Below are 17,815 nucleotides of genomic sequence, written 5' to 3' on the forward strand. Positions count from 1 at the left end.
GCGTGCAATTCGGACGTCTGGGAGCGGCTGCTCAGGCCAGCGGTTACTACCATTTCTATGTCAACCTTGTTCATAACACTTACCGAAGGCGCAGGGGCAAGGTGGCAAAACCACTGGCTGGGTACACTGCGCCGGTAGGTGGACTGTCCGGGACCGGTTCGATCCGGGTGGTGCGAGCAAGCAACTCCTCCATAACCACTCGCATCTCCAAACGAGCCAGGGGAGCGCCCGGGCAGACGTGGATGCCCGCACCATACAGAAGATTCGAGGACTGATCACGCTCCAGCTGAAACGTCCCCGAGTTCGCGAAAACGCGATCATCACGGTTGGCAGATATCCAGATCAGCGAGATCCGTTCGCCGGCACCGATCTTCTGGCCCCCGATTTCCACAGGTCGGAGCGTGATGCGTCTGTTGGCCACCAGCGGTCCGTGGATCCGGAGGATTTCTTCGATTGCACCGGACAGTAACGATGGTTGAGCGCGTAGCCGTTGCTGAAGATCAGCGCGTTCCGAGATGTAGTGAACCAGTATTCCGACCGCTGCCGAAATCGTGCCGATCTCACCGACGGTCCAGTTGCGCAGGACGCTGACGATCTCTTCCTTTCGCAATAACCTGTCCCATACCCGTTGGTGCAGCAGGCTGGTGGTGACATCATTGCTTGCCTGTGTGCCGGCTGCGCGCCGAACCTCCAGCATTTCGTCGACGTAACTCTCGAACTCGACGGCGATCTTTGTCATGGCAGCCCGGTCCTCAGCAAGTGTCGCCTGCTGATTCTTCAGGGCCCAGAGACGTAGCGGTTCGTACATGTCCGCCGGCCAACCGAGAAAGGTGCACTGAACTCGCACGGCGAACTCCTGAGCAAACTCGCTGATGAACTCTACCTTGTCACGCTCCAGCAGCGACTGAATAAGGTTTGCGGCGATCTTGCGACATTGCGGTTCGAACGCCTCCATGCGTTCCGGACGAAAATAGGGTTCGATAATACCGCGAAACTCGGTGTGCTCCGGTGGATCCATTCCGTTCGGAACGGAGAGATGCCTGGATACGACGTTGCTAAACGTATCGGGGTCGTTCAGGACTCGAACAATATCTTCGTGCGCAAACAAGGACCATCCCAGAAAGTCACTGTAAGCAACCGGGCACCGTTCGCGCATCTCATCATAGGCTTTATGCTGATCGCACAGGACCGTAGCGGATTTCGGATCCCAATCCTGCTGTGGCATGTCGTTCATGATCATTCCTGCCTCATCTATTGTGGTCTTGGCTTACCCTGTTCGTGACGCTGAATTTTTTATGTTACATAACGACCAAATTAGTTCGTATCATACCTTAAGTACTTCGGACATTCGCCGTCGAAGCATGGGGATCAGTTCTTTCTCGAACCATGGATTTCGGTCAAGCCAAATATTATTCCGCGGACTTGGGTGCGGAAGAGGGATAATCTCGGGCCAATAGGATCGCCAATCCCGGACCGTCTCGGTAAGTGACGATCGCTTTACGTTCATGTGATATGCCTGCGCATACTGTCCAATAACCAGCGTAACCTCAAGATGGCGCAGGTGATCGAGAAGCTGATCTCGCCATGTACGCACACATTCAGACCGTGGCGGAAGGTCGCCGGATTTACCGGTGCCGGGGAAACAGAGACCCATTGGCAAAATGGCTATCTGCTTCGAGTTGTAAAAGACTTCGCGCGTCACCCCCATCCAGTCACGCAAACGATCTCCGCTGGCATCATCAAAAGGCACACCGGATTCATGAACTCTTTTTCCTGGTGCCTGACCTGCAATTAATACCCGAGCCTGCGGGTGAATCTGTAGAACGGGCCGAGTTCCATGTGGCAAATGTGTCTCGCATATGTTGCAGGCGCGGGCCTCAGCAAGTAGAGATGCAAATGAAGTCATGAGGTGATTTTATCGTGACAGGAGAATAACCAGGTTCAACCACGGCTGGAAGGCAGAGCGAAGTGGGTTGCGACCAAGTGCGGACTATAGACGGCCGTGGGGCGCGGCACCTTGTTCGGTGCTGTTGGTCTCTTTCGACATCTTCTGTCGAGTTAAGAGTGACCATCGCCCGTCTATTGTACATTGCTTTCTCCCTCCAACTAATGGAATAACCCGCTGTTTTCCTGGATCACTACCGCTTGGTTATGTTCTTCATCCCTCGATCCATAGACGAGCGTCACGATGCCCTTGTTCAACTCTTGTTTTAAAAGTTGGATTTGCTCGCTATTGCCTCTTAGTTCAGCGAGATATCGTTCCTTGAATTGTTCCCACCTGCCCTGGTCATGACCAAACCATTTCCGGAGTTCCGTGCTGGGGGCGATATCTTTGAGCCACAGATCAACGCTTGCTTTTTCCTTTGTTAAACCTCGCGGCCACAGCCTGTCCACGAGGATACGCCGGCCATCATGCTTATCCGGCGGTTCATATACCCTTTTAATCCTGATTTTCATGACTTATTCTTAAGCCGCTATCAGTAACCTGAAAACTCTTCCGTGCGGATATTGTCATCATCGACTCCCGCTGCGCTCAGTATTTCTCGCATCGCATTCACCATTGCAGGTGGGCCGTCGATGTAGTAGATGGGGAGCGTCAGATCATCAATGAATTTCAGGAGCATGGCCTTGCTGATAAACCCGGTTTCTCCATGCCACTCGCGGCTGGACTCTTTCATCTGTGTCATTGTGCCGATAAAGGTGTAGTTTGGATTTGTCTCGCGAGATTTCATCAACTCGCCGAGAAATGCCGCATCTTCCGGCCTTTTATTGGAATAGAAAACAAGAATTCGGTGAGGAACCCTGTCGTGTATCGCTTGAAGAACAATACTTCTGACAGGCGTGACACCAATACCGCCGGTGAGAAAAACGGCTGGAATGTTCACATTATTATGGAGAGTGAACGATCCATGAGGAGCATCCAGAGTGAGTTCCGTGCCAGGCTCCATGGTTTTTAATACCCGCTTGAACGCAGTGTCGCGCATCCGTGTCGCCAGCATAAGATCGCTTTCGTATGGGGCGCTCGCCAAAGATAACGCTCGTGTGTCGCCTTCTGCGTCAGTTTCGGCGGGGTTGATCAGTGTGCAGTCCGCAGATTGCCCCGCTTTGTAGGCAAACCCCTGCGGTTTTTCAAAATAGAACGCCATCGTTTCGACAGCGATCTCCCGCTTGCGTTTTAATCTGACTTTGTAGAATGGCATGGCGCAATTCTCCTTAACTTTTGTTGAGAATATAGCGCACGCAACAACGCCGTGCACAGTGTCATTATGTAGTGGTTAAATAAATCTGTACGGATTATATCTGTGCACGAGTCGCAAAGAATGAGACTATTATTCGAAATGGCGATCGCCGCTACCGCTAACCTGGCGCGTTGCAACGCGCCCGACATGTTGGACTGCCAGGAACTCACATGAACGAACTGCCGCTTGCTCGACCACTACAACCCAAGGATCCGCCTGCTACTGCCGGCTTCGTGGTATGGAATTTAGGTTTCCGCCCATTTTACCTGCTGGCAAGCCTTTTCAGTGCCTTCAGCGTACTGCTCTGGGCGGCGCAGTTCTCAGGCTACCTTCCTTTCTCGTACCTGCAGGGGCCGGTATGGCACGGTCATGAAATGCTGTTCGGATACACGACTGCGGTCATCGCGGGCTTTCTGCTGACTGCCGTGCGCGTGTGGACGAATCAGCCGACACCGAGCGGCGTGCCGTTGATGGCGTTGGCGGCGCTCTGGGTCTGTGGCAGGGTTTTAGTGCTAACACCATTCGCCATGACGGCAGCCGTAGTAAATGCTGCTTTTCCTATCGCAGTCGCATCGGCGATTGGTATTCCGTTGCTGCGATCGCACAATGTCCGAAACTATTTCTTTGTCGGACTGCTGGTGATGATGGGCGTGCTGGTCCTTGCGGTGCACTTGGCGGTGCAGGGACGCTTCGAACTGTCGCCACATTTGGGCCTGCAGCTCGCGCTGGACGTGGTGCTGTTCATCATGGCGGTCATGGGTGGTCGCTTGATACCGATGTTTACCAATAACGGCGTGCCGGGCGCTAATGCAACGCGCCACGCGCTGGTAGAAATATTTGCGCTTGGTACTGTAATACTGTTGTTCGTAGCAGACCTACTGCAATTGCCCCAGATCGTCATCGCCATGGTTGCACTGACAAGTGGACTGGCGCATGGTATGCGCTTGTATCTGTGGAAGCCGTGGCGCACGCTTGCTACGCCGCTGGTGTGGATCCTTCATGCAGCATATGCATGGATAGTCGTGCACCTCTTACTGCGTGGTCTGTTTGCCTTGGAACTGCTGGCGGGATCGTATGCCACCCATGCGCTCACCGTAGGCGCGATCGGCGGATTGACCTTAGGTATGATGACCCGGACCGCCCGCGGTCATACCGGTCGGCCTCTGATAGCGGATGGCTTCGAGCTTACAATGTTTCTGCTGATACAAGTTGCGGCGGTTGTTCGCGTCTTTGGTGGCATCGCGTCGCCTCGATTGTATATGGTGAGTATCCAGTTATCGGCGCTGCTGTGGGCTACAGCATTTAGCCTCTACGCAGTACGCTACTGGTCCATATTGACGCGTCCTCGGCTGGATGGCAAGCCCGGATAGGACTATCTTAGATAATGCTGTGTCGCCTCTGAAGGGCAAGATTCCGTTCATACTGGAAGCCGGAAACCCCCGTGGATAGGGGGGTCGTGCGAAGGTCGCCCTTCGCAGAAACAGAGAACGGAGAGTGCAGGGGGGCAGAAAACGGTGAAATTTGGGGTATGTTGACAGTTGCCGCCCTTCGCACGAAACCGGGAAGCCGCGCCAGTATTGGCGTTCCGGCGGGGCACTAAAAAGGCCAGAGAACGTTCTGGCCTAGGTGAAGTGGTGGTGCTGAGGCGACAACACGAAACCGTGTACGGCGGTCATGGTAGTGAATCGTAGTAAGATGTGCAATGCACATCCGCCTCCGTCAAGCACCATCCCTGGTGCCTCTAACTTTGGTCTGGTGGCAAACTCCACCACTGATGTTTCATCATACGGGGTGAGCCTGATAATTGGCAATGCGCGTTAATATCGTTACGATGGAGTGAAAATGTTTGTTGGCATGTGGATGACATGGGATCTGTTGACGGTGAATCCTGAGACGCCAATCGATGAAATTGCAAATTTGATGGCAACCCGGCGCATTCGCCGACTTCCTGTGGTAGAAAAATTGCCCAACGGCTTAAAACTATTGGGGATTATTTCACATACAGACATTCTGCATGCTTTTCCAGCGGAAATTAACCCTTTCTCCGTCGTTGGGGCGGATATCTTGGCAGAGAGGTATAAACAATCTGGTGAGGCTGTTATCACTGCTGCAGAGATCATGAAAAGTAATCCCCTGACGGTTACTGCCGACGAACCCATCGAACGCGCGGCGCGTTTGATGCGGGAACACAAGATTGGTGCCCTTCCAGTGGTTAGAGATGATGTGCTGGTGGGTTTGATTTCAGAATCTGATATTTTCAAGGCCTTTGTCAGTATTTTCGAGGCATCATCCCCTGGAAAACGGATCACTTTTGATATTTCCCAGGGAGAAGATGTTTTCTTTCTGGTAGCAGAGCAGGCCAAGAAGCATAAACTCCGAGTCATAACCTATGTCACTCTTCAAAATCACTCGCGTCCTCTTTGTGTTGTGGAGGTCATAGGCCCCGGTGTCGATGCAATGCTAGAGGATATTTGGAAATCCAAACACGCGGTGGTCAGTGTGATCAATGTGCCCGGGTAAATGGGTGTGCTGTGGTCGAAACTGGTCAAATAAGACCTCTTTCGAGGTGGTCGTCTGTAGATGGTCGGTTCAGCAGAAACTCGTCGCCTGACGCATCATAATACTGACCGACCAGATTTGACTTTGCCTTCTTCCTCTTCGATATGCACTCCACTTCGGGCACATGGAAACTGTAGATCTTCGGCTCATCTCCCAAACGCTTCTTCTGTTTCGTCTGCACCACAATCTTATTCGCTATTCCAACCAGCAGGACTACCTCATAGTTTTTTTGGCTCGGCAAATATCTTGTCTACTAAATCCAGAAGTGGGGTATTCAGCTTAGTGCTGTGATGTTAGAATTATGCAATGGAATCAAAAACTCCGCAAGTTCGATCCGTCGCGCCCCGCGCCGGGGTCGACTACCCACGCAACTACGCAGAATTTAAGGCGTGGTTCCCAGATGATGCCGCCTGCCTCGACTATCTCGATTGGATTCGCTGGCCACACGGCTTTGTTTGCCCGGATTGTGGAGGCTCCACGGCGTGGCGCATGAAATGCGGTCGGTGGTGGTGCAAGGGATGCTCTACCCGTATATCCGGCACGGCGGGGACAATCTTTCACCGCACCAGAACGCCGCTTACCGTCTGGTTTGCCGCTGCCTGGCATTTTACCTTCGCCAAGAATGGCGTTTCCGCCATGACACTGCATCGGATCCTTGGTTTCGGCTCCTACCCTACCGCTTGGGCGATGCTGCACCGTTTCCGGTGCGCGATCAGCCATGCGGGGCACGACATGCTGTCCGGACATGTCGAAGTGGATGAGACTGTCTTTGGTGGCGTCAGGCACGGCAAGCGCGGGCGCGGTGCCGGAGGCAAGGTGCTGGTCGCCATCGCCGTGGAGTTTCTTTCCCCCAAGGGTTTCGGGCGTTGCCGGTTGCAAATCATCCCCAACGCCGAAACCGAAGCGCTCAAGACGTTTATTCAGAAGCATATCAAACCGGGCTCGACCATCTACACCGACGGGCTGACATCCTACCCAGGCGCAATCAAAGACGAATACCTCCACCATGGAACGTCCGTCAAAGGCTCCGGCAAAGATGCCAACGAGGTCTTGCCGGGTGTACACCGCGTCGCCGCGCTGGTTAAGCGCTGGCTGATGGGCACGCACCAAGGATCCTTCGAGGAGGAACACCTGCAGGCCTATCTCGACGAATTCGCGTTTCGGTTCAACCGCCGCAAGTCCACGCATCGGGGCATGCTCTTCTACAGGTTGATCGAACAGTGCATTTCCATGCATCCTATGTCCTTCCGTGAGCTTGTAGCTAATCCCAAGCCAAAAGTTGTGGCGCATGAGTTCGCGGTGTCAGCCAAGCTTCGCCATAAAGCGCCAGCTTCGCTGGATATTTCTGTGCCTTCGCACCCATGGAGAAGCTAGGCACAGCACTAAGCTGAATACCCCACTTGCGGAAATGTGCGGGTTGGTTAGGAACACTGCGGAATCAGAATGTTACTGTCATAAACCGTACTGGATTTCGTCTGAAATTGACGCCCGCCACATGTTTCCGCACGACAGTCAGTTCGATTCCCTTTTACGCAATCGAACCCGCTACCGCATTTCGGTGCCAGTGGCAATCTTGGCCATTTGTTTTCTCAGGGTGAATTTGCCCTCCTGTAAACGGCAACTAAAACCAGCTGGTTACCATGTAGGGCTGGACATTGCCGAAGACTTCCGGTATAAATCACCGAATGGAACCAACGAACCTCGCCAGCAAAGTGCTATCAGAGATCCAGGTACGCCCTGTGGAACGGGGCGAGGAGACGCGCTATCAAGAGCAGATGGTGCGCCACCATTACCTTGGAGGACTACCGAAGATCGGTGAAACGGTGTGGTACGTTGCGACTTGGCGGGAAGAATGGGTAGCGCAACTGAGTATATCGGCGGCGGCGCTGAAATGCGGCGTTCGTGACCGGTGGATCGGCTGGGACTTTCGCTCGCAGTATGGACGGCTCAAACTGATCGCCAACAATAGTCGCTTCTTGATTCTTCCCGACTGGCACCGGCCGAATATTGGCTCACGCGTTCTGTCGCTGACCGAACGCCGGGTCGTCACTGATTGGCAGACGCGCTTTGGTCATCCGTTACTGCTGCTGGAGACCTTTGTCGATCCCCCGGCGCTTCCATGGTGGCGTGTATCGCGCAGCCAACTGGATCGAGTTGGGACTGACCCAGGGATATCGACGTACCCGAGAAGGCTACAGCGCGGAAGCCGATGCCCCCCAAGCGGGTCTTTGTTCGCCCCCCCTGTGTCGCAATCCTCAGGGGGCAATTGACCCATCCCAACCGAGCACACCTTCAACTCACAGGAGCCCCCCAAGATCATGCTCAATGCCGAACAGATGCGCATGCTGCCGCAGTGTTTCACGATGGTTTCCGATCCGCGCCGCGCTCATGGGATACGTCATCGCCTGCCTGTCGTACTGGGCATTGCGGCGGGAGCAACGCTGTGCGGCATGCGCGGCTATAAAGCCATCTCTGATTGGGCCGATGCCTTGGGACAGAAAGCCCGCGAGCGGTTCGGTTGTCGGCGTGAGAAGGGAAGTTATGTCGTCCCTAGTGAATTCGTCATTCGCGACTGCCTGGTTCGCATCGAACCGGACGCGCTGGATCGGGCACTCAATGCCTGGAACGCGGCGTGGGGGGAAGAAAGACGATGCGTTGGCACTCGATGGCAAGACCATGAAGAATGCCATTGACGAGGCGGGACATCAGGCTCATATCATGAGCGTTGTCGGGCATCAATCCAAAAATCTGTCACGCCCAAAAAAAGTCGGTACCTTGCCCGTAAAGGGGCAGTGATGAGCAGAAGCGCACGAACGAAATCGGCATGGCGATTCCGTTGCTCGACACCTGTGACCTCGCAGGTGTCGATATCACGGGCGACGCTCTGCTGACCCAGCGCGCACTGGCAAACTATATCGTTGAGCAGCAGGCGCATTATCACTTCACCGCCAGGGCGGCAACCAACCCGGGCTGCAACGCGATATCGCGTTGCTGTTCGAGAAGCGCGGGCCCGCCGACTTCGTCGAGATGAGTTCTGCCGATCATGGTCGCATCGAGACGCGGCGTATTTGGTGCAGCACGGCGCTCAATGCCTACCTCGATTTCCCCCCATGTTGGTCAGGTTTTTTCTGATCGAGCGTGAATCCATCCGGGAAAAAAACCGGGGATTATTCGCGTGAAATTGCACTGGGGTTGACGAGCCGCACTCCGCAAGAAGCCTCACCGCAACGGGTGCTGGCCGTCAACCGAGGGCATTGGAGCATCGAAAGCGTTCATTACATCATCGACTGGAACTATGATGAGGATCGCAGCCGTATCCATACCGGTTTTGGCCCGGAAAACATTTCCCGTCTGCGCCGCTTCGCGGTCGGGATACTCAAGTCATTCCAGAAACCCAATCAATCCATCGCCGAGTTGATGCGCAAACTCAGCTTCCGCACACGCCTCGTCTTCGACTACCTGCGGATGACAAACAATTCGGCAACTGTGTCGCTCAGAAATTGAGAACAAATTTACCGTGTTTGTTTTCTATGGTTGTTTCCCTGTCCGGTCATTCTGGTGCTGAGTGGTCGGCTGCTTGCAGGCATATCGTAATCAAAAAGCGTCGCACGCAATAACAAAATACAATGCTTGACAGAGTATATTCATACGCATAAACTGCGCGATAAAATGACGATAGACCGCCCGGAACCATAGGTAGATGTCCAGCACACAGATTTCAGATATGACCCAGCCACAACGCGACCGCCTGGCATTCATCGAGTTGCGGCTGCGATTTCTTGGCGAGATTCGCCGTCAGGACTTGGTCACACGGTTTGGCATTCAGGCGGCCGCGGCGACCCGCGACATCGGCCAGTACAAGGATATCGCACCCCGCAATCTCGATTACGACACCAGGGTCAAAGTATATGTCCGGAGCGATTGGTTCCGCCCGGCGTTTGAGTTCTCGGCGGAACGCGTGCTGACGTGGCTGTCGCTGGGGTTTGGCGATGGAGAGCCGTCACGGTTGCGCTCGTTAGTTGCCTGCGAGGGGTCTACCCTGTCGAGTCATCTCGACCTCGAAATGCTGTCCGTGTTAACGCGGGCGATCTACAAAAAATCAGCGGTGGAGCTTTCGTACCGTGCACTCTCGAGCGGCTTAACCACTCGAGAGTTCGTTCCCTTTGCTTTGGCCGATAACGGTCAGAGATGGCATGTGCGGGGCTTCGATCGTCGTAGTGGAGATTTCCGGGATTTCGTGCTGAATCGAATCGCAGACGTGCGACTACTCGCGGGACCTGTGCAGGAGCATGAAACTGCGGATCAAGATATTCAGTGGAACCGGATTGCGGAAATTGAGTTGGTGCCCCACCCGGCCAATGTGCAGCATCCAGACACGATTGAGGCCGAATACGGCATGCAAAACGGAGTGTTGCGGATGCGCGTGCGTGCGGCGATGGCTGGGTACCTGATGCGCCGATGGAATGTAGACTGCACGGAGGATCACAGTCTCAAGGGTACCGAATTCCACTTGTGGCTCAAAAATCGACAGGCGCTCTATGGAGTAACCAACCTCGTGCTTGCGCCCGGTTACGAGACTTAGGAAAGAAATTGTAAATGCTAAAACTCGAAGACATCAAGAAGAATGCTGCCATTTCCGGCATTGAGCCTGGGCAAGTGGTGCGCGTCGTCACAACGGAGCCCGTTGGCGGCAACGCGCTCACCGTCTACTACAAGACGTCGGATGGCAAGCTTCTGGAGCGGATGCTGTTTCGCACGGATGAGGCCAAATTGTCTCTTGCCGAGGCCGGTCGCCCGTGGGCATTCGATGCGCCGGGCGAGGAATTCAAACTCGCCGCCGAAGCCTACCGAATCAATCTGGCCCACCTGTTCGACCCGATGATGGCCGTCCACACGTCGAACGTAGAACCTTTGCCGCACCAGATCACGGCCGTGTATGAGTCGATGCTGCCGCGCCAGCCGCTGCGCTACGTTTTGGCGGACGACCCCGGTGCTGGCAAGACCATCATGGCCGGCCTATTCATCCGTGAGTTGCTGATGCGGGCCGACGCCAAGCGCGTGCTGATTGTGGCCCCTGGCAGCCTGGTTGAGCAGTGGCAGGACGAAATGTTCGAGAAATTCGGCCTGACATTCACGCTGTTTTCGCGCGAGCAGGTTGAGCAGTCCCGTAGTGGCAACCCGTTCGATGACATCGATCTGATGGTCGCCCGAGTCGACCAGTTGTCCCGCAACGAAGACCTGCAGGAAAAGTTGCGCCTGTCGCATTGGGACCTGATTGTGGTGGACGAAGCGCACAAGCTCTCGGCCAGCTACTTCGGCAACAAGGTCAACAAGACCAAGCGCTTCCAGTTGGGCGAACTGCTGGGATCGGTCACGCGCCACTTCCTGCTGATGACTGCTACGCCGCACAACGGCAAGGAAGAAGACTTCCAACTGTTCATGTCGCTACTGGATTCCGACCGCTTCTACGGCAAGTTCCGCGACGGTGCGCACAAGGTTGATGTCACTGACCTGATGCATCGCATGGTCAAGGAAGACATGCTGCGTTTCGATGGTACGCGACTGTTCCCCGAACGCCGCGCCTACACCACCAATTACAAGCTCTCAGATCCCGAAGCCGCGCTCTACGCCGCCGTCACCGACTACGTGAAGGAGGAAATGAATCGAGCGGATCAGCTCGATGGGCAACGTAAGGGCACGGTGGGCTTCGCCCTCACAGCCTTGCAGCGCCGCTTGGCCTCCAGCCCGGAAGCTATTTACCAGTCACTCAAGCGTCGCCGCCACAAACTCACGCGCCGGGTCGAAGAAGAAAAACTGCGCCAGCGTGGCCAGTCGTTGGCTGAGACTCTAGGGCCGAATGGATTTAACAACGCCCCCGAGGATATTTGGGAATCCGACGACGCGCTCTCGCCCGACGATTACGAAAACTTCGAGGAAGCCGTGGTCGATCAGGCCACGGCAGCGCAGACGATCCAGGAACTCGAGGCCGAGATCATCATCCTCGAAGGGTTGGAGGAGCAGGCCCGGCAGGTCGTCCACTCCGGCCAGGACCGCAAGTGGGACGAGCTATCCAAACTGCTGCAGAACACACCCGAGATGCACGACACCGAAGGTCGTCAGCGCAAACTCATCATCTTCACCGAGCACCGCGACACGCTGAATTACCTCTCGGTCAAGATTCGTGGTCTGATCGGCCATGAAGAAGCCGTGGTGGTGATCCACGGCGGCGTCAAGCGCGAGGAACGCCGCAAGGTGCAGGAGTTATTCCGTAACGACCCGACCACGCGCGTGCTGGTTGCCACCGACGCGGCGGGTGAAGGCGTCAACCTGCAGAACGCCAACCTGATGGTCAATTACGACCTACCCTGGAACCCTAACCGTCTGGAGCAGCGTTTCGGGCGCATCCACCGTATCGGCCAGACCGAGGTCTGCCATCTCTGGAACATGGTAGCCAACGAGACCCGAGAGGGTGACGTTTTTCAACGCCTGTTTGAAAAACTGGAAATCGAGCGTGCCGCCCTGGGTGGTCGCGTGTTCGACATTCTTGGTGAAGTGTTTGAGGACAAGAGCCTCAAAGATCTGCTGATTGAGGCCATCCGCTACGGTGCCGACCCCGAAGTTCGCGCTCGCCTGCACCGCAAGGTTGAAGGAGCGCTTGATACCCAGCATCTCGAAACCATCATCAAGCGTAACGCCCTTTGTGAAGAAGTGATGGACGAGCGGCGACTGTTCGCCGTCAAGGAGGAGATGGAAAAGGCCGAAGCCCGCAAACTTCAACCCTATTTCATCCGCTCATTCTTCAACCAGGCATTCCAGCAACTCGGCGGCGCATTGCGCCCCCGCGAGCCCGGCCGCTACGAGATCACCCACGTTCCGGCCAACATCCGCGAACGCGACCGCCAGATCACCGGGCGCGATCGCCGCAACCTCGACCCCGTTCTACGCAAATACGAACGCGTGTGCTTCGAGAAGCAATACGTGCGCCTCACCGACCGGATCGGCGCGCCGATGGCCAGCCTGATGCATCCGGGTCATCCATTGATGCAATCGGTCACCGACCTCGTCATGGAGCAACACCGCAACAAGCTCAAACAGGGTACGGTGCTGGTCGATCCCAGCGACATGGGCATCACGCCCAAGGTGATGTTCATCATTGACCACTCCGTGAAGGAAGGTGGCGACCCCGCCCACGTCGTTTCCCGCCGCATGCAGTTCGTGGAGATCGATCCACAGGGCGGGGCGGTCAATGCTGGCTGGGCGCCTCACCTCGACCTCGAGCCCATCGGCAAGTCGGAAATGAGCCTGATCGATGACGTATTGGCTGCGCCGTGGATCACGCAAAACCTCGAGCAACAGGCATTGGCTCACGCTTCCACACATTTAGTGCCGGGGCACTTCGACGAAGTACGCACTCGTCGTGAAAAGCATGTGGACAAGACCCTGGCCGCTGTTCAAGAGCGACTGGTCAAGGAAATCAACTACTGGTCGGATCGTTATATCAAGCTGAAGGACGATATCGCAGCAGGCAAGGACGTGCGCCTTACCCTGGAAAACGTCCGCCGCACCATTGACGATCTAACAGCACGCCGGGAGTCCCGCGAGAAGGAACTGCTGGCCATGCGCCACGTGATCTCCGCTACACCCGTGGTGGCCGGTGGCGCGCTGGTGATCCCTGCTGGGCTGCTGGCGCAGCGCCAAGGGCAGCCCGGGTGGACGGCGGATGCCGACGCCCGAGCGCGGGTGGAATGGGTGGCGATGAATGCCGTTATGGATGTCGAGCGTGGCCTCGGCCACGAGGTCATCGATGTCTCGGCGCAAAAGTGCGGCTGGGACGTCACCAGTCTGCCGAAGGCGGTTGATGGCAAATTGCCCGCATCGCGCCACATCGAGGTTAAGGGTCGCGCCAAGGGTAGCAGCACGATTACCGTCACCCGCAACGAAATCCTCTACGGACTGAATCAGCAGGACAAGTTCATCCTGGCCATCGTCCTGGTAGATGGCGACCGGCACGAGGGGCCGTTCTACGTGACCAAGCCGTTCACACAGGAGCCGGATTGGGCAGTCACCAGCATTAATATGGGTTTGAATGAACTTCTGAAACGAGCGGAGGCCCTATGCCAAACTTGAACATACAAAAACTAAGGTTGTGGGATTACCGTTGCTTCGACTCAATTGATATCGACTTTCACGAGCAACTCACTGTCCTCGTGGCTTCAAACGGCGCTGGCAAGACCTCCATCTTGGATGCCATCGCAGTCGCATTCGGGCCGTATGTCGGAGCTTTCGACGAAAGCGTAGGGAGGCATTTCGAACCGAGCGATATCCGTCTGACAAGTGTCCGTGAGACAGCAACCAATGAGATGGAGTACGCGCCCAAGGGCGTCCGTCTGGAGGCGACAGGATTCATTCCTGGCAGTCTGATTGACCAATTGGATGGCGGACATCCCAGCACAACATGGAAGCGCAGCCTGGCCGGGCCAACCAAGGCAAAAACCACCATCAAGGACGCCAAGGAGCTGATCGACTACGGCAAGCGCCTGCAAGAGGCCGTGCGGACTCCTGGTGCCGATGCCACGCTGCCTTTACTAGCCTACTACGGCACGGGACGCTTGTGGCAGCAAAAGAAACTCATGGAGGGCAAGTTACCCCGCACATCCCGCACGATTGGATATACCGATTGCCTGGATCCAGGCTCCAGCTACAAGTCCTTCGTCGCGTGGTTTCGGTATTGGAGCACCAACGCATTCAAGGGGCAACTGGAAGCAAGCAAAGCTGGTCGTAATTACGAACCTACCGAGTTTGATCGCTACCTTGAATCGATTAGCAGCGCGGTCAACACATGTCTTATCCCAGGAGGATGGAAAGATATCGCCTATTCGCTGTCTCGCGAGGAACTCGTCGCCCACCATGATCAACATGGCGAATTACCTGTTGCGCTGCTTAGCGACGGCATTCGCAACATGATAGGCATGGTGGCCGACATCGCCTTTCGCGCAACCAAACTGAACCCGCAGCTTGGCTTTCTGGCAGCCAGTAAAACGTCAGGTGTGGTGTTGATCGACGAGGTGGACATGCACCTGCACCCCGAATGGCAGCAAGTCGTATTGCAAAGCTTGACCACGGCATTCCCGGCGCTGCAATTCATCGTCACCACACACAGTCCGCAGGTGTTGACTACGGTGAACCGTGATCACATCCGCATTCTCCAACCCACCGAAGCTGGTTTCGAGGCCAATAAGCCGGACTTCAGCCCCCTGGCGCACGAATCCGGCGATGCCCTGGCCAAAGTGATGGGCACACACAGGGAACCCGAACTACCGTTGCAGGAAACCATCCGAAGCTACGAGCAACTGGTCCGTTCCGGGCAGGAAGAAACACCCGATGCAATCAAACTGAAGGCTGAACTCGACAGGGTAGGTTACCAGATACATGAAAGCGACCTGATGACTTGGCGTTTTCTTGCTACGCACAAGACAGGCAAGGCGGGCTGAGCATGGTTGAACTTCAGCATCGAGAGATTCCCACGCCAGCACTGACGGTTTTTGTCGCTTTGCACCCCGGTATCGGTGTCCCTGACTTTGACAGCCTCGGATTCCAGCCGGTGAAGACCGCAGTGAAGGCCGACCTGAATCAGGATCAGGGTGGTTTGTGCGTCTATTGCGAAAGCAAACTTAAGAGCAGCAAGGGGCAGGTGGAACACATTAAGCCAAAAGCCGGACCGAACGCTCACCCGCATTTGTGCTTCACCTACACCAACTACGCCCACAGTTGCATAAACCCAAAAACTTGTGGGCAAAAGAAGAACAACGGCCTGCTACCAATTGAACCTGGTCCTGGCTGCAATGCCGACTGGACGCTATCGACTGCCGGCACCATTGAGCCCATTGTGGGCTTGAATCGGAACCGGATGCATCAGGTACACCAGACCCGCGACATGCTTGGCCTTAACAAGGACTCCAACCTAGTCGATGAACGCCGACGCTGGCTTAAAAGCGCGGTGGCTGTTCTGGCGCAAGCACCCAACGACTTACCGTCATTCCTGCTGAATGCACCGTTCCGGCACATTCTGGCGACCTCCATCTGACCGAGCAGACCGATGATCTCCATTAAAACGCCCAAGAAACTGATTGAGGTTGCTTTACCTCTTGATGCCATCAACGTAGCGGCAGCACGCGAGAAATCCATCCGTCACGGTCACCCGTCGACGCTGCACCTGTGGTGGGCACGTCGTCCGCTGGCCGCCGCTCGGGCTGTCATCTTTGCGCAAATGGTCAACGATCCCGGCTACCAACAGGGCGGCGGCTTTAAGTATGGCGTGAACAAGGAAAAGGCAGCCATCGAGCGCGAGCGTTTGTTCAAAATCATCGAAGATCTGGTACTGTGGGAAAACACCAACAACGAGGAAGTGCTGGCGCAAGCCCGCGCCGAGATTGTGCGCAGTTGGCGCGAAACCTGTGAACTGAACAAGGGACATCCACAGGCCGCCGAGTTGTTCAATCCCGACAAACTGCCCGCCTTCCACGATCCGTTTGCAGGTGGTGGCGCGTTACCGCTCGAAGCGCAGCGGCTAGGACTTGAAAGTTATGCTTCCGACCTCAACCCGGTGGCAGTGACCATCAACAAGGCGATGATCGAGATTCCGCCCAAATTCGCCGGGCGCGCACCGGTCGGGCCGCGCGTTGAAAGTGACAGGCAGGAAAAGTTGCATGAACACTGGTCTGGCGCACATGGGCTGGCCGAAGATGTACGGCGTTACGGCGCGTGGATGCGTACCGAGGCCGAAAAGCGCATCGGTCACCTCTACCCGAAGATCAAGATTACCGCCGACATGGCCGCCGAAAGACCCGATCTGAAGCCATTGGTTGGGCAACAACTTACAGTCATTGCCTGGCTATGGGCACGCACTGTGAAAAGTCCCAACCCGGCCTTTACGCGACGCTGGCGGTGCCCAAAGCCGAAGAACTGGTCGCCACGCCTTACCGTCATGGCGGCAAGGGTGAGGCCGAATCCTTCTTTCTCGACGGCATGACGCGCGCCATGCACAATCTGGCCGAGCAAGCGCATCCGGCTTTCCCCGTCACCATCTATTATGCATTCAAACAGGCAGAAACCAAGAGCGACGCGGGAACCCATAGTACAGGCTGGGAGACCTTTCTGGATGCGGTGCTGCGCGCAGGTTTCGCACTCACAGGAACCTGGCCGATGCGCACGGAACTTGGCAATCGCATGATCGGCTCTGGCACCAACGCCCTTGCTTCCAGCATCATCCTCGTCTGCCGCAAACGCGCTTTGGATGCGCCGACGGTGAGCCGCCGCGATTTTCTGCGGGAACTCAACGCTGCATTGCCTGAGGCGTTGCTGGACATGACCCGTGGCGGGGTCAATTCGCCGGTCGCGCCGGTTGACTTGTCGCAAGCCATCATCGGCCCCGGCATGGCGATATTCAGCCAGTACACCGCTGTGCTCGAAGCCGACGGCAAGCCAATGAGCGTGCGCACCGCGTTGCAACTCATCAATCGATTTTTCGCTGAGGACGATTTTGATCACGACACCCAGTTCTGCTTGCACTGGTTTGAGGGTCAGGGCTGGACCGAAGGCAGGTATGGTGAGGCCGATGTGCTGGCCCGTGCCAAGGGTACCAGCGTTGGGGGTCTCCAGGCATCCGGTGTTGTCGATAGCGGTGGCGGCAAGCTGCGGTTGCTGCGCTGGGTCGAACTTCCCAAGGATTGGTCGCCGGAAACTGATACCCGCACACCAGTGTGGGAGGCGCTGCATCAACTGATCCGAGCACTCAATCAGGATGGGGAATCCGCTGCCGGTGCGCTGCTTGCCCGCATGCCTGCCCGCGCTGAACCGATACGTTCTTTGGCTTACCGCCTTTACACGCTGTGCGAGCGCAAGGGATGGGCCGAAGAAGCGCGCGCCTACAACGAACTGGTCGCCGCTTGGTCGGGAATTGAACAAGCGTCGGCGGATGCGGGCATCGTCGGCTCGCAGGCATTGTTGGACATTTGAGG

Annotated in this window: 15 protein-coding genes and 1 pseudogene; 11 read left to right on the forward strand and 5 right to left on the reverse strand. The window is 56.0% G+C overall.

Features of this window, described 5'->3' with window-relative positions; translation table 11 throughout:
• Window positions 1-79: 79 nt before the first annotated feature.
• The 4 genes from HO274_RS11890 to HO274_RS11905 all read right to left on the reverse strand — a co-directional run bounded on the left by HO274_RS11890 (window position 80) and on the right by HO274_RS11905 (window position 3,200).
• Window positions 80-1,234, reverse strand: a complete 1,155-nt coding sequence (locus HO274_RS11890) for a cytochrome P450 (RefSeq protein WP_062188349.1) — start codon at window positions 1,232-1,234, stop codon at window positions 80-82.
• A gap of 90 nt (window positions 1,235-1,324) precedes the next feature.
• The gene (locus tag HO274_RS11895; RefSeq protein WP_273119901.1) at window positions 1,325-1,906 is read right to left on the reverse strand and encodes a uracil-DNA glycosylase family protein; all 582 of its coding nucleotides are present in this window, start codon (window positions 1,904-1,906) and stop codon (window positions 1,325-1,327) included.
• 200 nt (window positions 1,907-2,106) lie between these two features.
• Window positions 2,107-2,457 (reverse strand): DUF488 domain-containing protein, encoded by a 351-nt coding sequence (locus HO274_RS11900; protein WP_062188351.1) that lies wholly within the window; start codon window positions 2,455-2,457, stop codon window positions 2,107-2,109.
• Between the two features lie 20 nt (window positions 2,458-2,477).
• Complete coding sequence (locus tag HO274_RS11905; protein WP_273119903.1) at window positions 2,478-3,200, reverse strand: ferredoxin--NADP reductase; 723 nt, start codon at window positions 3,198-3,200, stop codon at window positions 2,478-2,480.
• Between the two features lie 209 nt (window positions 3,201-3,409).
• Here HO274_RS11905 and HO274_RS11910 point away from each other — a divergent pair, with 209 nt between their 5' ends.
• The 5 genes from HO274_RS11910 to HO274_RS11930 all read left to right on the forward strand — a co-directional run bounded on the left by HO274_RS11910 (window position 3,410) and on the right by HO274_RS11930 (window position 8,491).
• The gene (locus HO274_RS11910; protein ID WP_273119904.1) at window positions 3,410-4,609 is read left to right on the forward strand and encodes an NnrS family protein; all 1,200 of its coding nucleotides are present in this window, start codon (window positions 3,410-3,412) and stop codon (window positions 4,607-4,609) included.
• Between the two features lie 472 nt (window positions 4,610-5,081).
• Window positions 5,082-5,759 carry a CBS domain-containing protein gene (locus HO274_RS11915; RefSeq protein WP_273119906.1) on the forward strand — a complete coding sequence of 226 codons (678 nt, stop codon included), beginning with the start codon at window positions 5,082-5,084 and terminating at the stop codon, window positions 5,757-5,759.
• A gap of 345 nt (window positions 5,760-6,104) precedes the next feature.
• On the forward strand, window positions 6,105-7,172 hold the full coding sequence (locus tag HO274_RS11920) for an IS1595 family transposase (protein WP_273119908.1): 1,068 nt from the start codon (window positions 6,105-6,107) through the stop codon (window positions 7,170-7,172).
• Between the two features lie 311 nt (window positions 7,173-7,483).
• Window positions 7,484-8,068, forward strand: coding sequence for a Druantia anti-phage system protein DruA (locus tag HO274_RS11925; RefSeq protein WP_273119910.1), 585 nt, complete (start codon window positions 7,484-7,486; stop codon window positions 8,066-8,068).
• Window positions 8,069-8,116: 48 nt separating this feature from the next.
• On the forward strand, window positions 8,117-8,491 hold the full coding sequence (locus HO274_RS11930) for a transposase family protein (protein WP_273119912.1): 375 nt from the start codon (window positions 8,117-8,119) through the stop codon (window positions 8,489-8,491).
• A gap of 23 nt (window positions 8,492-8,514) precedes the next feature.
• Here HO274_RS11930 and HO274_RS11935 read toward each other — a convergent pair whose 3' ends face one another.
• Entirely contained in the window at window positions 8,515-8,733 is a 219-nt protein-coding gene (locus HO274_RS11935) for a hypothetical protein (protein WP_273119914.1), read from the reverse strand.
• A 203-nt stretch (window positions 8,734-8,936) separates the two neighbouring features.
• Between HO274_RS11935 and HO274_RS11940 the strand changes: the two genes are divergently transcribed.
• The 6 genes and pseudogenes from HO274_RS11940 (at window position 8,937) to HO274_RS13635 (ending at window position 17,813) form a co-directional block, all read left to right on the forward strand.
• Entirely contained in the window at window positions 8,937-9,302 is a 366-nt protein-coding gene (locus HO274_RS11940) for a hypothetical protein (protein WP_273119916.1), read from the forward strand.
• A 196-nt stretch (window positions 9,303-9,498) separates the two neighbouring features.
• A complete protein-coding gene (locus HO274_RS11945; RefSeq protein ID WP_273119918.1) occupies window positions 9,499-10,380 on the forward strand; it encodes a helix-turn-helix transcriptional regulator in 882 nt (293 codons plus the stop codon).
• 14 nt (window positions 10,381-10,394) lie between these two features.
• The gene (locus tag HO274_RS11950) at window positions 10,395-13,925 is read left to right on the forward strand and encodes a helicase-related protein (RefSeq protein ID WP_273119920.1); all 3,531 of its coding nucleotides are present in this window, start codon (window positions 10,395-10,397) and stop codon (window positions 13,923-13,925) included.
• Complete coding sequence (locus HO274_RS11955) at window positions 13,913-15,289, forward strand: AAA family ATPase (RefSeq protein ID WP_273119922.1); 1,377 nt, start codon at window positions 13,913-13,915, stop codon at window positions 15,287-15,289. Before HO274_RS11950 ends, HO274_RS11955 begins: the two co-directional genes overlap by 13 nt.
• 2 nt (window positions 15,290-15,291) lie before the next feature.
• A complete protein-coding gene (locus HO274_RS11960; protein WP_273119924.1) occupies window positions 15,292-15,882 on the forward strand; it encodes a retron system putative HNH endonuclease in 591 nt (196 codons plus the stop codon).
• Between the two features lie 12 nt (window positions 15,883-15,894).
• A pseudogene (locus tag HO274_RS13635) lies at window positions 15,895-17,813 on the forward strand (DUF1156 domain-containing protein).
• The last annotated feature ends 2 nt before the right edge of the window (window positions 17,814-17,815 follow it).

This window comes from Ferrovum myxofaciens, assembly GCF_013181415.1.
Taxonomy (GTDB): domain Bacteria; phylum Pseudomonadota; class Gammaproteobacteria; order Burkholderiales; family Ferrovaceae; genus Ferrovum; species Ferrovum myxofaciens.

Coding starts and splice junctions, on each gene's coding strand:
- HO274_RS11890 (WP_062188349.1), bottom strand. CDS start 1,234: ATGAACGACATGCCACAGCAGGATTGGGATCCGAAATCCGCTACGGTC.
- HO274_RS11895 (WP_273119901.1), bottom strand. CDS start 1,906: ATGACTTCATTTGCATCTCTACTTGCTGAGGCCCGCGCCTGCAACATA.
- HO274_RS11900 (WP_062188351.1), bottom strand. CDS start 2,457: ATGAAAATCAGGATTAAAAGGGTATATGAACCGCCGGATAAGCATGAT.
- HO274_RS11905 (WP_273119903.1), bottom strand. CDS start 3,200: ATGCCATTCTACAAAGTCAGATTAAAACGCAAGCGGGAGATCGCTGTC.
- HO274_RS11910 (WP_273119904.1), top strand. CDS start 3,410: ATGAACGAACTGCCGCTTGCTCGACCACTACAACCCAAGGATCCGCCT.
- HO274_RS11915 (WP_273119906.1), top strand. CDS start 5,082: ATGTTTGTTGGCATGTGGATGACATGGGATCTGTTGACGGTGAATCCT.
- HO274_RS11920 (WP_273119908.1), top strand. CDS start 6,105: ATGGAATCAAAAACTCCGCAAGTTCGATCCGTCGCGCCCCGCGCCGGG.
- HO274_RS11925 (WP_273119910.1), top strand. CDS start 7,484: ATGGAACCAACGAACCTCGCCAGCAAAGTGCTATCAGAGATCCAGGTA.
- HO274_RS11930 (WP_273119912.1), top strand. CDS start 8,117: ATGCTCAATGCCGAACAGATGCGCATGCTGCCGCAGTGTTTCACGATG.
- HO274_RS11935 (WP_273119914.1), bottom strand. CDS start 8,733: ATGCGCCTGCTGCTCAACGATATAGTTTGCCAGTGCGCGCTGGGTCAG.
- HO274_RS11945 (WP_273119918.1), top strand. CDS start 9,499: ATGTCCAGCACACAGATTTCAGATATGACCCAGCCACAACGCGACCGC.
- HO274_RS11950 (WP_273119920.1), top strand. CDS start 10,395: ATGCTAAAACTCGAAGACATCAAGAAGAATGCTGCCATTTCCGGCATT.
- HO274_RS11955 (WP_273119922.1), top strand. CDS start 13,913: ATGCCAAACTTGAACATACAAAAACTAAGGTTGTGGGATTACCGTTGC.
- HO274_RS11960 (WP_273119924.1), top strand. CDS start 15,292: ATGGTTGAACTTCAGCATCGAGAGATTCCCACGCCAGCACTGACGGTT.